We start from the raw sequence: 15,035 nt of genomic DNA, 5'->3' as shown, positions 1-15,035 counted from the left end.
CAAATGTCAGAGCCGTTATGCGCCTGTTAGGGCGCGGCTGGTAACAAAGCCTTATAGGCGCATATTAAAAACCTCCGGCTATGCCGGAGGATATTTATTTAATCAGTTTTATGTCGACAAAATTAATTTGCTAACACACTGGCTTTGCGGCGTAAGCTAGCAATTAACATATAAATTGCAGTCACTAACAGCACAATAAAGAAGAAATTTACTAACCCATTATATTGGCCTAAAAACGTCCCCGCAGCGATAGGTCCCATCGCTGAACCAATACTGTAACTAAACAGCATCACTTGGGTTGCAGCAACAATATAGGAGGAGTCTAAGCCATCACACGCTAACGTTATCGCTACAGGGTATAAGGCAAAAGTTGACATACCGAGTAACGCTAAAGCGACAATCATCACCAAGTAGTCACTCGAAATATAAATAACCCCCATAGCAAAAACACCTAATAATGAAACCATGGCAAGCAATAAGGTTTTACTCATTAAAATAGATAATTTGCTAACAACTGGCTGTATTAACATCCCACCAAGAATAATTGAAGCCATCAACACCCCCACTTGGTCGGTGGTGAACTGGTCTTTTTTCAATGATAACGGCATTAACCCATAGATAGTCCCCATGGTAATACCAGAAACCATACAACCAATAATTGCAGGTTTACTTAAACGAGCAATTTTCTTCAATGACAATTTTTGATGTGAACCACTATCTGGCTGGCCTTGACGTACCAATAACGGTGGCATTACCGCTAATAATAATAGCCCTAATACCACCATAAACGGATAGGCACCATGGGTTCCAATAACACCAATAGCAAGCTGCCCAAGCGTTGTTCCGCCATACAATGACGTCATATAAAAACTTAAACGTTTAGCGCGCTCTTTCGGGTTATCACCAATCAATAACCAAGATTCGACAACCACAAAAATACCCGCTACTGCTACCCCCGCAATTAAGCGGTTCGGTAACCAAGATTCAATGGTCGGTGCCCATGGCAGTACGATAACTGTCGCTGCAAGCATCAATAAGAAACCTATAAATGCAAGGCGATGGCCTATTTTGGCAATAACTGGTTCAATTAACATTGAGCCAATTAATAGACCAATATAATACGCGCTCGCTAACCAGCCCGCATATTGCGTATCAATACCAAAGCTTCCCATCGATAATGGGATTAAGCTCATTAAATAACCCGATGCAATAGCAAAAATCGTTAACCCTGCAACAGGAACGAATGCATTGTCGCGTTTGCGCATGATAGTAGTGGACTGATTCACGCCCCACTCTCCAACTAACAAAATAAATAATATGCGCTGCAACTACATCGTAGAATACGACAACATTGTGTTCCTAATTAAAGAACACATTTCGGCGATTAGTGCAGTAGTAAAAAAACAAAGATAAGACTAATTTGAGCGCAATATAGAACGTTCAATCATGAAGTTAAAATGAGAAAATCTAATGGTGACTAACAAAATAATTTATGTGAGAAAAATCACGTTTTTTATCTCAGCGAATCCAGATCAAAAACGGCAGTAAAAAGAAGGTAATCACTTAAAAAACAGTCAATTATAAAAGAAGAGAATAAAGCCGCCTCTGTTACTTTTAGATACAACTTAAACTAAATATAAAATACCTAAAAAGTACTTAATCACAAAAAAAACTATTTATTGTTTTCTCCTGCTGCATAAGCTGATCGATGAAGCAAATTCACCTTGCTCAATTTACTAAAACAATTTATTTCACTTTTTAATTAAAATAGAAAAATAAATTTTCTAATAATAAAAATTAAGCCCATTTTGATTGGTCGCCAATAAGCGGATCTCCCAGACCTTTCAAAGGATGATTAGGAATGTGAAGAAAGTCGCCGCCAAAGGGTTGTCCTGCTAATACCTAAATACTGAGCTACAGCTTTGCGGTCACCATTAAACCTAGCCATCACGTCAGTGAGTGATTCCTTACTTTTATCAATAACAACCTCATGACTAGTTGCTTCCCATTTGCGCTCAGGAGACAAACTCGCTAACATTTCCTCACTGATGGCTTTTTCGGAGTATGCGCTACAATAGAGAGCCACCCGCTCCATTAAATTTCGCAGCTCACGAACATTTCCTGGCCACGCGTAATTGAGAAAATAGTCACGACAACTTAACAGCTGTTGCACGCGAAAAGCAGGGAGTGGCAAGACCAATCCAGCAAAGGCTAACTTAAGTAGCCGCTCCGCTAATACTAAAATATCATCACCACGTTCATTGAGCGCAGGCACGCGCATTCTCAGCACCCCGAGCCGATAAAATAGATCGGCTCGAAAATGCCCTTCTTTCACCCAACGGTCTAAATCACAGTGGGTCGCACAAATGACTCGAACATTCACTTGTAGCGGTTTATACCCACCGACTCGTACTACAGAGCGTTCTTCGAGAACCCGCAACAACTTTGTTTGCAATGCGATAGGCATTTCACCAATTTCATCTAAAAACAGGGTTCCCCCACTCGCCAATTCAAATAGTCCTGCTCGACCACCGCGACGAGAGCCAGTAAAGGCGCCTTCTTCATAACCAAATAATTCGGCTTCTAATAATGTTTCAGGTATCGCACCACAGTTAACAGCGACAAAAGGCATTTGCTGTTTACTACGCTTATGTTGATTAAATAAGGTATATTCGTGATGAATAGCTTGCGCCACCATCTCCTTTCCTGTTCCACTCGCGCCTTGAACCAATACTGTTGCATCAGAACGTGCATACAACATAATAGTTTGCCTAACACGCTCCATCGATAATGACGAACCAATCAGGTCGTTTATCGTATAACGAACTTTTGCGGGGTTAGGGGGAAGGTATTTACCTTGCGAATGGTTTTCACGCCTCGACATTCGGCTTAATTCGATAGCATCTGAAAATGCTTGCTGTATGGTTTCTGTGGAATAGACAAAAACCCCAGTCATCCCCATTTCATCCGCCAAGTCCATGATTAACCCAGCCCCCACGACAACAGAAATCCCCATAGCTTTTAGTGCTTTAAGCTGAGACCTTGCATCTTCTGCCGTGACATAACTCCGCTGCTCGATTTGTAAACCAAAGCGCTGCTGAAATTCATCTAATGAAGACAACGTTTTTTTATAATTGATGATCCCGACTTTATCGCTAATCTCTCGGGCTTTAGCCAATGCTTGCATAACATCGAAGCCACTGATTTTCACGATAATAACAGGGACTGAAACATGGCTTTTTAAATAAGCCCCATTTGAACCCGCACTGATAATGGCGTCACAGTGTCCATCCTTTAGTCGTTGACGAACAGCCTCTACCGCCTGTTCAAAACCAAGATTGAGCGGCGTGATTTCCGCTTGCTCACTAAATTCAGGGCTGATATCTCGAAACAATGTAAATAACCGGGACACTGAAACCGTCCAAATAATGGGTTTTTCCACCATCACCCTACCTTCTCAATACGTTTCAAATTTGTTTCATTTAACAATATATGGTTTCAATGAAACATGCCAACCGATTATTTTAAATTTGTTTTTCTTATCACAAATCGAGAAAATCATCACACCATTGATTTTAAACACTTTTCACCTGTACGTAATTTAACTCAAGGTTGGCACGTCAATTGCTATATGACTATAGTTATCTCAATTTAATTACAATTAATTAACACCACATGAGGCTATTATGTCGTCATTTAGTGCAGGTCAAAAGTTTCGCGAGGCTATCACCCAAGAATCTCCACTACAGCTTGTTGGGGCCATCAATGCCAACCACGCACTCCTTGCTAAACAAGCTGGCTATAAAGCTATTTATTTATCTGGAGGTGGTGTTGCCGCTGGGTCACTGGGCATGCCGGACTTAGGTATTTCAACGTTAGATGATGTTTTAATTGATATTCGACGCATTACTGACGTATGTGACTTACCACTAATGGTTGATGCTGATATTGGCTTTGGCCCTTCTGCTTTTAATGTCGCACGCACGGTAAAATCATTTTACAAGGCGGGCGCAGCCGGGTTACATATTGAAGACCAAGTAGGCGCAAAACGCTGTGGCCATCGCCCTAATAAAGAGATTGTATCGACGCAAGAGATGGTCGACCGCATCAAAGCAGCCGTTGATGCACGAACTGATGACAGTTTTGTCATTATGGCTCGAACCGATGCATTAGCGGTCGAAGGACTCGATGCCGCGCTGGAACGTGCACAAGCCTACATAGAAGCCGGTGCGGATATGCTTTTTCCAGAGGCAATCACTGAACTTTCTATGTATCAACAGTTTACGAGTAATACTTCCGCTCCCGTACTGGCCAATTTAACCGAATTTGGCCAAACCCCTTTATTTACCCTTGATGAATTACGCAGTGTGGGTATTGCCATTGCGCTATATCCACTGTCTGCGTTTCGAGCCATGAATAGAGCAGCTGAACAGGTTTATACAACGTTACGTAAAGAAGGCTCGCAAAAAAGTGTCATTCCACTAATGCAGACTCGAGAAGAACTGTATCAAAGTATTCATTATTACGATTATGAACAAAAACTGGATGCACTATTTTCCCAAAAGAAATCATAATTTTTAAACACTTATCATTACTCAAAGTTGCATCTCTTCTGTCCCCTACAAGGAATAAATGATGAATGAACAACTTAGTCGTACTGAAGCACCTCAATTTAAACCTAAAAAATCAGTTGCACTTTCTGGTGTAGCGGCTGGAAACACAGCGCTTTGTACCGTTGGACGTAATGGTAATGACCTGCATTATCGCGGGTTTGACATTCACGACTTAGCCACACAGTGTGAATTTGAAGAAATCGCACATTTGCTCATCCATGACAGGCCCCCTACGGCAACTGAGCTCGTTGCATACAAAGAAAAACTACAATCCTTTCGAGGGTTACCCGCAAGTGTCAAACAAACCTTAGAATCAATACCGGCGAACGCACACCCGATGGACGTCATGCGTACAGGCGTATCAATGATGGGATGTGTGTTACCCGAAAAAGAATCACACCCTTTTTCTGGCGCTAGGGATATCGCTGACCGCTTGTTAGCGTCACTGGGTTCGATGTTGTTGTATTGGTACCACTTTAGCCACCATGGACGACGCATTGAAACCCAAACGGATGATGATTCGATTGGCGCGCATTTTTTGCATCTATTACACGGTAAAAAGCCCCCTGCTCAATGGGAAAAATTCATGCATATTGCGGCAATTTTATACGCAGAACATGAATTTAACGCATCCACATTCGCAGCTAGGGTTATTGCGGGAACAGGCACAGATTTTTACTCTGCAATGACAGGGGCAATTGCCGCCCTGCGTGGCCCAAAACACGGTGGTGCAAATGAAGTTTCATTAGAAATTCAGCAACGTTATGCATCAATGGACGAAGCGGAACAAGATATTATCGCCCGGGTTAAAAAGAGTGAGGTTATCATTGGCTTTGGCCACCCAGTTTATACCCTCGCAGACCCTCGTCATCCCATAATCAAATCTGTCGCCTTACAGTTATCAGAACAAAATCTAAATCGACATCTTTATACCGTTGCAGATCGCATTGAATCTGTCATGAAACGTGAAAAAAATATGTTTCCAAACTTAGATTGGTTTTCTGCTGTGGCTTATCACCTTATGGGCATTCCCACCGCTATGTTTACTCCATTATTTGTTATGGCACGTACCGCTGGCTGGTCAGCACATATTATTGAACAACGACAAGATAATAAAATTATTCGCCCTTCAGCCAACTATGTTGGGCCTGAAAACCAATTATTTATTCCTATAGAACAGCGTTAAAAGGTAACCTAATGACAACACAAACCGTGCGTTCGCAACAAATTGAATTTGATAAAGTGATCAGCGATATTGTTGATTATGTAATGGATTACCCGATTATTTCTGAGCTCGCCTATGATACGGCTTATCATTGCCTGCTCGACACCCTTGGTTGCGGTATGGAATCCCTTGAATACCCTGCATGTAAAAAATTATTAGGCCCTATCGTCCCGGGGACTATCGTCCCAAATGGCACAAAAATCCCAGGTACACAATTTCAATTAGACCCTGTGCAAGGCGCATTTAATCTTGGCACAATGTGCCGCTGGCTTGATTTTAATGACACTTGGCTTGCTGCCGAATGGGGGCATCCATCTGATAACCTTGGCGGTATTTTAGCTACTGCGGATTGGCTTTCTCGTGAAAATATTGCGAAAGGCAAGCCCCCGCTAGTGATTAGAGATGTTTTGACGGCATTAATTAAAGCGCATGAAATTCAAGGTTGTATCGCATTAGAAAACGCCTTTAACCAAGTTGGGCTCGACCATGTTATTTTAGTCAAAGTGGCCTCAACTGCGGTTGTTTCTCATTTATTGGGCTTGGAAAGAGAGCAAATTCTCAATGCGGTCTCCCAAGCATGGATTGATGGGCACAGTCTGCGTACCTACCGCCATAGCCCCAATACAGGGTCTCGCAAATCATGGGCTGCAGGTGATGCAACATCTCGTGCGGTTCGGCTCGCTTTAATGGCTCAAAAAGGGGAGATGGGCTACCCAACGGCATTAACCGCTAAAACCTGGGGTTTTTACGATGTTTTATTTAATGGGCAACCACTGCGTTTTCAACGCCCTTATGGCTCATATGTCATGGAAAATGTGTTATTTAAGATTTCTTTCCCTGCTGAGTTTCATTCCCAAACTGCAGTAGAAGCTGCGTTACAACTCCATCAAACCCTCGAAAAACTAGGAAAAACGGCTCAAGATATTGAGTCGATTGCCATACGTACCCATGAAGCTTGTATTCGTATCATTGATAAAAAAGGCCCATTACATAATCCGGCAGATAGGGATCATTGCATCCAATATATGGTCGCTGTCCCATTAATTTTTGGTCGTCTAACGGCCGCTGATTATGAAGACAATGTTGCTAAAGATGAACGTATTGATGCATTACGTGCAAAAATGCATTGCACAGAAGATGTACAGTTCACCCAAGACTATCATGACCCTGAAAAACGCTCGATTAGCAATGGATTAACCATTACATTGAAGGATGGGCAAGTGCTTGATGAGGTTGTTATCGAATATCCTGTTGGCCACAAGCGCCGCCGTAAAGAGGGTATGCCATTATTATTAAATAAATTTAGAGTTAATTTAGCAAGGCAATTCCCTGAGGCTCAACAAATTCGAATTCTAACAGCCTCTCTCGATAAACCAATGCTAGAAAAAATGCCCGTTAATGAATATATGGATTTATTTGTTATTTAAGTCTAAAGCAATTATTAGCGAGCAATTCAATTCAGCGCCTTAATATTGAGGCGCTGAACATTCACTGAGGTATCAAAAAACAAATTGGTAGCGAGTTTGGTTTCGGTACACTTGTTGAGGAAACGCAATCGAACTGTATTGTTCTCCCCACTCTGAATGGTTAATGGCATCCGCTGGAAACTGAGTTGCCAACACTACCCCTGAATAAGGGACATACGTTCGAGTTTTCCCCGATGTTGCAAGCAGGTTATTTCCACTATATACATGTAATGCAGGCTGTGTTGTTGCGATATTGAGCCATACATCCCCATTTGGCGCCCCCAGTGTTGCCACTGTCTGCTCACCGTCGGTTAATGCATCGTTTAATATAAACCCATGATCATACCCACCAACGCGGTGCTGCACATCGTCTTGTAAAAAATCTCGGCCAATACGCTTGCTTTGGCGAAAATCAAAATTGGTTTCAGCCACGTTATGCCATTCGCCCGTTGGAATACCGTCCATATCTGTCGGCAAGAATTGGTCTGCACCAATATATAAATCATGTTCCAAAGCCGTTCTGACCGAATCTTCCCCCGCTAGGTTGAAGTAGATGTGGTTCGCGAGGTTAACAGGGCAAGCTTCTGTCGATTGATAAATATGGTGAATAACGACTTGATTATCTTCTGTGAGTTCATAGCTCACCTCAACCTCTAGCCGACCTGGAAAGCCTTGTTCACCGGCAGGAGACACTAAAGAAAAAATAGCCTTCTGGGGAGTTGGCTGAAAAATACCCCATATACGCTGGCTAAAATTATGCTTTCCACCATTCAAGCAGTGTACACCTTGGTTATTCGCAAGCTGATAACGCTGTTCATTTAACGTGAACTGTGAATTATTTATACGGCTAGCGACTCGCCCAACGGTTGAACCAAGGTATACTCCTTGTTCCATCTGTTTCGCCATATTGGGTGACCCCAAAACAACGTCTCGTTTACCTGTTACTAATGGAAGTATACAGCTAACCCAACTAGCGCCTAGACTACTGAGAATAATCTTCATACCATTTTGATTTGTAAGGGCAATAACCTTTGGGGCGCGAAATATCTGACATTGTTCTTGAGTTAACTGCATTTTTTCCTCAATCATTCAATAATTACTATAAAGAGCTGCTTGCTATATTTGCCCTTTACGTTGGAAAAATACTATATTGTGCCGTGCTGAAACAACATATTAATTTTCACCTTGTTATCAACTAGGTGCAATAATTAATGGAGCCTTTTTACATAATAGCTTGCAATAAAAAACCGAGCCACTTTTATGCTCGGTTCTTATCGGAAAATAAAATCAACCTATAATTAATGCTTAATATCTTTGTCATATGGGTCAAGGTGTGTCATGACATCCAAAATTAATGGGTTTTCCATCAGCTTTTTACGCACATTTACCGCAATCTCATGGCCAACAGTAATACTCATATTTCCATCAAGCTCTAAATGTACATCTACCAATAAAAAGTCGCCTGACTTACGTGTTTTTAAATCATGATACCCTGATAATTCACTGATATTATCCAAAATAGAACGGATTTCCTGCAAAGTTTCTTCATCTGCACCTTTATCCATTAAATCTTGCATGGATTGATTGGTGAATTTAAACCCCATCCGAAAAACAAATGTCCCCACAATCAACGCGGCCAGTGGGTCAAAAATTTTAAATCCGCACAAGCTACCAACAATACCAATAGCCACCACTAAGGAAGAAGCCGCATCAGAACGAGCATGCCATGCATTCGCCACTAACATACTGGAGTTCACTTTTTTCGCGACATGCAGCATATAGCGAAACAGCCCCTCTTTTGCGACTAAAGCAATCAGTGCGACAATCAATGCAATTGAGTGAACTTCAGGAATTAACTCAGGTTTCAGTAATTTTTCAATCGCTGACCAAACCATTCCCACACCCACAATTAATAAAATAATACCTAATATTAATGACGCACCATTTTCATAACGAAAATGGCCATATGGGTGGTCTTCATCTGGCTTTTTGTGGCTTTTCTTATTCGCTATCAACACCACAAAATCAGCAACCAAATCCGATAATGTATGAATACCGTCAGCTACTAACCCGGAAGAATGAGAAAAAACGCCAACAATTATCTGCCAAATCGATAAGAAAATATTTACGACAACACTGACTAATGTGCTTTTTTTTGCGGCTTTAAATTTTATTTGTTGAATTTCAAAATCACTTTTTTTCTGTGCTGAAGCATTATTCATAGTCATAAAATGGGTTCTTTAATGAAAAACAAAACAATTATCATTCAAATAATACATTTAAATCAATTAGTTAAACAACTTACCGCAATATTCGCATATATTTTATTAAAAGTCTCTGTGTGATTTGTAAATAACACAGAGAGTTGATAATAATTATTCTTTCTTTTCAAAGAATAAGTTATGTCATTTTTAGATTATCGCCATAAATGCGCACGTTATAGCATTTATTACTTTTCATTTAACTTATAGTATATTGTAGATAACCTTTTGTAATTAATTTTAAATAATACGAAAATGAGGTAGCTATGTATAAAAAAATCCTAGTCCCTATTGATTTGTTAGAAGATGAATTAAACCAAGAGATCATCAAACACGTTGAGGCACTAGCGCAACTAAGCTCAGCCGAAATTCATTTTCTATCCGTTATTCCGAGCCTTGAGTTATTTTTTGGTATTGAAATTGCCGCATTACCAGAAAGTAACAAAGATTCTGCGGAACGTTCAATCCTTGCAATGCGTGCATTAGAAGAAGTCATTAAAGATATCAAAATTGCTGATGAACGGATCCACTGCAAAATTGGTATTGGTTCAGCTAAAGATGAAATCTTAGATTATGCGCAAGACATTAGCGCAGACCTCATTGTTGTTGGCTCTCATCACCCAAGCACTTCAACCTATCTATTAGGCTCAACAGCCTCTGCAATCGTGCGCCATGCGAAAACATCTGTCTTCGTTATTCGCTAAATTGGTTCTATAAAAAATGCCGCTAAATGCGGCATTTTCTTGAATATTTATTTTGTAACTGAATCCATTAATTTATCGTCTGTAGACCAGATACGGTATTTTACTTGCATATCTTTCGGAGCATAAACCACAATCGGTAATTTGCTGTTATAACGCACAAATGCATCATCACCTAATTGAGTTGTCACAAAACGGTCTTTTGCAGGTTCTGAACACCCCATCATAGTAGATGCAGGGCCTTTTACTTCGTCAAGTTTATAATAATCATAACCCCAGCCTTCCAACGTCTTTCTGTCTAGGTCACCCATAAACCATTGGCGGTTACAATCTGCTTTGATCGTTTTTCCAATAACTAACTCAACCATAAAATCATTTTCATTTTGTTGCTTGGTTAATTCAATCACATGACGAGTCATACCCGATTCTGCTTTTGGGTATGGCGCGATCTTTTCCAAATCCTCCGTTGCGACTGCACATGATGAAATTAATGCCGCTGCCATTACAGATAAAATCGCTTTTTTCATTATTTATTCCTATCTAGAAATACAAAATCAATTTTAAAAACCAGAATTTCATACATACTAAGTCATTTACACCGTAATTATCACTATAGATGATTCTTAATTACAAAAATATAGATAACCCGGGTAAAAACAATGTAATACTACTTAATTCTAGTTGAAAGATCATAAAACTAATAAAAATTATGTAAATTACAAGCTATTGGGATGTACAAAATGTACGCTCTGTTTATACTGAATCTGAGGCTTAATATATTCTGAGGAGGTAGTATGTTATCAGCAGATCAAGATTTAGTTTCAAAATTAATCTCTACGCATCCCCGTTTTCAAACGCTTTATGAAAAGCATCATCAACTCGACAAAGAAATCAGTAAATTAGAAGGCCCTTCTGGTGCTGGTTACAATGAGCATGTCGCTAAGCTAAAAAAAGAAAAATTACATCTTAAAGATGAAATGCAAAAAATAATGCTCTCGAGTCAATAGACTATCACGATAACAACATGTGTTGTTTTTCTAACATGATGAAAATAAAAAGATTAGCTAACACCCTAAAAAATGACGATGTTCTATTGTTCATTTAGTACCTAGCTAAGTATTTTTCATTCAACTAAAAGAGGGTAATTTTTACCCTCTTTTTTGTTACATTGAAAAACTCTTTATTTTGTTGAGCTCCATCAATAAAAGTAAGAATACATTATCATTAACTCGCTATCCTCATATAAAGTTGTATATTAAATGTATGTTTGTTTTTTATAGAGACTTATTTTATGGCTGGTAAACGCATTCAACGTGAAATTAAAACGATTGAAAAAATGATAAAAATCTATGAAAAAACCTACCCCGCTCCCATAGAATCGCCTAATTTCTATCAAGAATTATTTTCCTATGCCGTTAATAGGTTAGAGAAATGCCGATATGGAGAAGAAAAACCAGCTTGTAAACAATGTCCAATCCATTGTTACCAACCCAAAATGCGAGAGCAGATGAAGCTAGTTATGCGCTGGGCTGGCCCTAAGATGCTAATCCATCACCCAATACTAGCTGTACGCCACTTACTTGATGACCGTAAACCCGTTCCTGACTTACCAGCTAAAGTGAATAAGCGAACAGCTAAAAACATGGGTCATGATGAGTGAAACCCTAGCTCAAATTGACACCCTCTATTTGAGGTTTCAAACAAAACACAGCATAAGGAGAAAAATAAGGCATAGGTAGGCTGAAAAATGATGAATGAAAAAGTAATAACATTTGAAATTATGCATAAAAATACATATTTGAAATGCCTATCAGAGCAATTGTACAAACCTATCATTATAAAAATGAGATGCCTGTCGCAATAAATCCGCTATCCAGCCCTATCTTGATAAATTAGTATTATCGATACGATAAACATAATAAATAACTCAAGTTAACAATTATTTATTACATAAATAATATTAATCAATGATGGTTTTAACGAATTTTAATATCATCATTAACATAGCTAAAATTCACATTACTATACTAAAAATGACAATTGAGCAAAAAGTAGAAAAAAAACGCCTGTTATGCGTAAAAAACGATAACATATTAACAACCGACTAATTTTAGTATTTTAGATTAATAACCCAAACTAAAAAAAATAATAAAAATAAAAAACTAAACAAACTTTTTTTAACACTATAAATACCGAGCTAAAACTAAGAAAAGATCGGAAAAAACATATTTGGAAACATTTATTTATATTTAGAATTACAATGTGACACAAAATTAATCGATTTATATAATTTCAACCATACTAATAACACCCATGCTTTATATTACCAGATGGAAATTGTTGAATATTTTATTTTGAAATTATATTTGAAATACAATTAATGAAGGTATCGTCATGCAAGTAATAAATTCACCGAATCAATACGTAATTAAACAGATAAACATTAATAGTCACGCATCTCATAATATCATCGACTTAGAAACCAAAGGGCTTTTGATCATAGAACAAGGCTCTGTGTTACTAGAAACCCCAGCTAACTCACAACACTTAAATGAGGGTGATATTTTATATCACAAACAAGGGGCTTACTCCTTGCAACTCACCGAAACCACAGATTGCAAATTACTTTGGATCCCCTTAAATGATGATTTCTTGCGTAACTTCATCTCCAATCATGGTGCAGAGTTAAGCGAAATAGACCGTAATGAAGCCTTACCATGTGATGTGATTAAATTTAATTCATCTCCCATCATTGATGAGATCAAAGCAAGCTTAAATGCATTTATTAATAATGAATACCCTGACGTCATCTTCACACTCCGAGTAAGCGAATTATTATTATTACTCAGCTACAGTGAACAAGGAGCTCTATTGTTATCTAATTTTAGGCAGCTGAGTAGTCGCCAAGTTGAGCGTTTGCAGTTATTTATGGAAAATAATTATCTTAAAGAATGGAGACTAAGTGAATTTGCACGTACTTTTGGTATGGGATTAACAACGTTTAAAGAATTGTTCAATACCGTTTATTCAACCTCACCACGCTCGTGGATTAGTGAAAAACGTATCATGTATGCACACCAGCTATTAATTAACACGACAATGAGCATTGTAGAGGTTTCAATGGAAGCAGGCTTTTCCAGTCAATCTTACTTCACCCAAACTTATCGAAAACGATTTGGATACACACCGAGTAGATCAAGAATAGCAGCTTAACCGCTCAGCAATCTTCGAACTCATGCCCTGTCAGTTATAGAAATATAATCTGGCAGAAAGGCAAGTCTCAGTCCCTTCCGTTACAAAGCCATATTCACTTCTTAGACTTCTTAAATTTCTATAATCCCTTCAGATTGATATATCACAAAAAAAGGTAATTCGCCTTTCAGTGACAAATTACCTTTAAGATGAACTCAGACAAAAGCTATATTATTTTGCTTTGATTATTTTTAAATCAATGATTGACATGGAGTTTGGTGGCACTTCTCCTGGTATACCGTCAACACCATACCCTCCTTCAGGTTTAATATAGACTTTAACCATACCCCCTTCCCCTGCTCGTTCTACAAAGGAATTTAATGGCGTTGGTAACTGACTATAAGGTAATGTGACCGGGTTTTGGTCGGTGTACAATACCGTAACCTTACCATCCGTTAATTGCTCTCTCATAATAAAAGTCACGTCTTTATTTTTAACATCTTTTATAGGAGAACCTGCTTGAATGATTTTATAGTAAGTGTTGCTATCGAGCTTACTGTATTTTTGAGCGGTGATTTGCTCAATAATTTTTTGGTTTTTCTTCGCATTTTCTGCGGCAACCGCTTTTGCATCTTTGCTAGGTGGAACTCGCCCTGCCAAGCCAGTATTCGGTTTTGTGCCACTTCTCGCTTTTAATGCATCATTTTCATCTTGTAACTGAGTTATCAATCGGTTTAATTCCATAATTTGTGATTTTAAAGTTTCATCACTCGAAATGGATTTACGCGAATCTAGCTCTGTTTGTAATTTTTTCAACTTCTCTTGTGCTGATGCCAACTCTTTTTGAGAATTAGTTTTTAAATCACCAAGAAGTTTATTCGTCTCTGTCAGTTTTTGCTCAATCTCAGACTGTTTCTTTGTTTTAGCCGCAATATCGCTTTCAAGTTTACTAATTTTGTCTTCTTGGGACTTAGCCTGTTTAACAAATTGCTGGTTTTGCTGCTCAAGTTTTTTCTTCTCACTTTCCTGGGCAGTCAGTGCATCATTAATTGATTTTTTCTCAGATTCCAACTTAGCTAAAGCGGCTTCTTTCTGTTTCAATAATGCAATTTGTTTATTTAAGTCTGTCGTTAACTCTTTGACTTGCTTGTCACTTGCTTGCCCTATTAGCGCCGTTTGTTTTTCAACATCTTTTTGTAACTTCAACAGATCCGCATTGGCCTGTTGCAATTGTTTTTGAGCATCAACAAAATTCTGTTCATTTTGCTTTAAGTTTGTTTGTAATTGTTCCTGTTGCTTTTGGCTCTCAGCATATTGTTTTGATAATGTATTTTGTGCTGCTTGCTGCTCAGCTAACTGTTTTTTCGCTATTGCTAATTCTGACTCTAACGCCACTTTCTGAGCCGCCTTCGCGGTCTGCTCGGCTAAAGAGGCTTGAATTTTTTCTGCTTGTTGCGCTTTTTGTTGCAGCTCAGCGGTCAGTTGCTGGTTTTTCTCCGCTAATGCTTTTGCATCCGCTTGCTGCTTCGCTAAAGCCTCACGGGTGGTTTGGCTTTCCGTTTCCGCTTTCTTCAAAC

13 protein-coding genes are annotated in these 15,035 nt (G+C 39.0%); 7 read left to right on the top strand and 6 right to left on the bottom strand.

Going from position 1 to position 15,035, the window contains the following annotated elements:
• Positions 1-122: 122 nt before the first annotated feature.
• Positions 123-1,265 carry an MFS transporter gene (locus G6Q48_RS16960; protein ID WP_102137449.1) on the bottom strand — a complete coding sequence of 381 codons (1,143 nt, stop codon included), beginning with the start codon at positions 1,263-1,265 and terminating at the stop codon, positions 123-125.
• A 590-nt stretch (positions 1,266-1,855) separates the two neighbouring features.
• Positions 1,856-3,445: a propionate catabolism operon regulatory protein PrpR gene (prpR, locus tag G6Q48_RS16955; protein ID WP_375373105.1), complete on the bottom strand. Its 1,590-nt coding sequence runs from the start codon at positions 3,443-3,445 to the stop codon at positions 1,856-1,858.
• Positions 3,446-3,686: 241 nt separating this feature from the next.
• Between prpR and prpB the strand changes: the two genes are divergently transcribed.
• From prpB to G6Q48_RS16940, 3 genes are all read left to right on the top strand, one after another.
• Positions 3,687-4,574, top strand: coding sequence for a methylisocitrate lyase (gene prpB, locus G6Q48_RS16950; protein ID WP_166267704.1), 888 nt, complete (start codon positions 3,687-3,689; stop codon positions 4,572-4,574).
• A gap of 61 nt (positions 4,575-4,635) precedes the next feature.
• The gene (gene prpC, locus G6Q48_RS16945; protein ID WP_166267712.1) at positions 4,636-5,799 is read left to right on the top strand and encodes a bifunctional 2-methylcitrate synthase/citrate synthase; all 1,164 of its coding nucleotides are present in this window, start codon (positions 4,636-4,638) and stop codon (positions 5,797-5,799) included.
• Positions 5,800-5,810: 11 nt separating this feature from the next.
• A complete protein-coding gene (locus tag G6Q48_RS16940) occupies positions 5,811-7,265 on the top strand; it encodes a bifunctional 2-methylcitrate dehydratase/aconitate hydratase (protein ID WP_102137446.1) in 1,455 nt (484 codons plus the stop codon).
• Between the two features lie 72 nt (positions 7,266-7,337).
• Here G6Q48_RS16940 and G6Q48_RS16935 read toward each other — a convergent pair whose 3' ends face one another.
• Both G6Q48_RS16935 and G6Q48_RS16930 read right to left on the bottom strand, forming a co-directional pair.
• Entirely contained in the window at positions 7,338-8,378 is a 1,041-nt protein-coding gene (locus G6Q48_RS16935) for a galactose-1-epimerase (RefSeq protein WP_166267702.1), read from the bottom strand.
• A 224-nt stretch (positions 8,379-8,602) separates the two neighbouring features.
• Positions 8,603-9,532, bottom strand: a complete 930-nt coding sequence (locus tag G6Q48_RS16930; protein ID WP_166267700.1) for a cation diffusion facilitator family transporter — start codon at positions 9,530-9,532, stop codon at positions 8,603-8,605.
• 299 nt (positions 9,533-9,831) lie between these two features.
• On the opposite strand from G6Q48_RS16930, the gene G6Q48_RS16925 reads away from it, so the two are divergent.
• Positions 9,832-10,269, top strand: coding sequence for a universal stress protein (locus G6Q48_RS16925; RefSeq protein WP_166267698.1), 438 nt, complete (start codon positions 9,832-9,834; stop codon positions 10,267-10,269).
• Positions 10,270-10,316: 47 nt separating this feature from the next.
• Here G6Q48_RS16925 and eco read toward each other — a convergent pair whose 3' ends face one another.
• The gene (gene eco / locus G6Q48_RS16920) at positions 10,317-10,793 is read right to left on the bottom strand and encodes a serine protease inhibitor ecotin (protein WP_102137442.1); all 477 of its coding nucleotides are present in this window, start codon (positions 10,791-10,793) and stop codon (positions 10,317-10,319) included.
• Positions 10,794-11,060: 267 nt separating this feature from the next.
• Here eco and G6Q48_RS16915 point away from each other — a divergent pair, with 267 nt between their 5' ends.
• The 3 genes from G6Q48_RS16915 to G6Q48_RS16905 all read left to right on the top strand — a co-directional run bounded on the left by G6Q48_RS16915 (position 11,061) and on the right by G6Q48_RS16905 (position 13,479).
• The gene (locus tag G6Q48_RS16915) at positions 11,061-11,273 is read left to right on the top strand and encodes a DUF465 domain-containing protein (protein ID WP_004261774.1); all 213 of its coding nucleotides are present in this window, start codon (positions 11,061-11,063) and stop codon (positions 11,271-11,273) included.
• Positions 11,274-11,557: 284 nt separating this feature from the next.
• Positions 11,558-11,926: a nitrous oxide-stimulated promoter family protein gene (locus G6Q48_RS16910; RefSeq protein ID WP_166267696.1), complete on the top strand. Its 369-nt coding sequence runs from the start codon at positions 11,558-11,560 to the stop codon at positions 11,924-11,926.
• A gap of 734 nt (positions 11,927-12,660) precedes the next feature.
• Positions 12,661-13,479 (top strand): helix-turn-helix transcriptional regulator, encoded by an 819-nt coding sequence (locus tag G6Q48_RS16905; RefSeq protein ID WP_166267694.1) that lies wholly within the window; start codon positions 12,661-12,663, stop codon positions 13,477-13,479.
• Positions 13,480-13,689: 210 nt separating this feature from the next.
• Here G6Q48_RS16905 and G6Q48_RS22290 read toward each other — a convergent pair.
• A partial coding sequence (locus G6Q48_RS22290; protein WP_242685827.1) for a hypothetical protein occupies positions 13,690-15,035 on the bottom strand: 1,346 nt, incomplete at its 5' end.

Origin of the sequence: Providencia sp. M-27 (genome assembly GCF_011077905.1) — a bacterium.
GTDB classification, from domain to species: Bacteria; Pseudomonadota; Gammaproteobacteria; order Enterobacterales; family Enterobacteriaceae; genus Providencia; species Providencia huaxiensis.
Note: the sequence above shows the minus strand (reverse complement) of the source record. Positions and strands in the feature narration are given on the sequence as shown.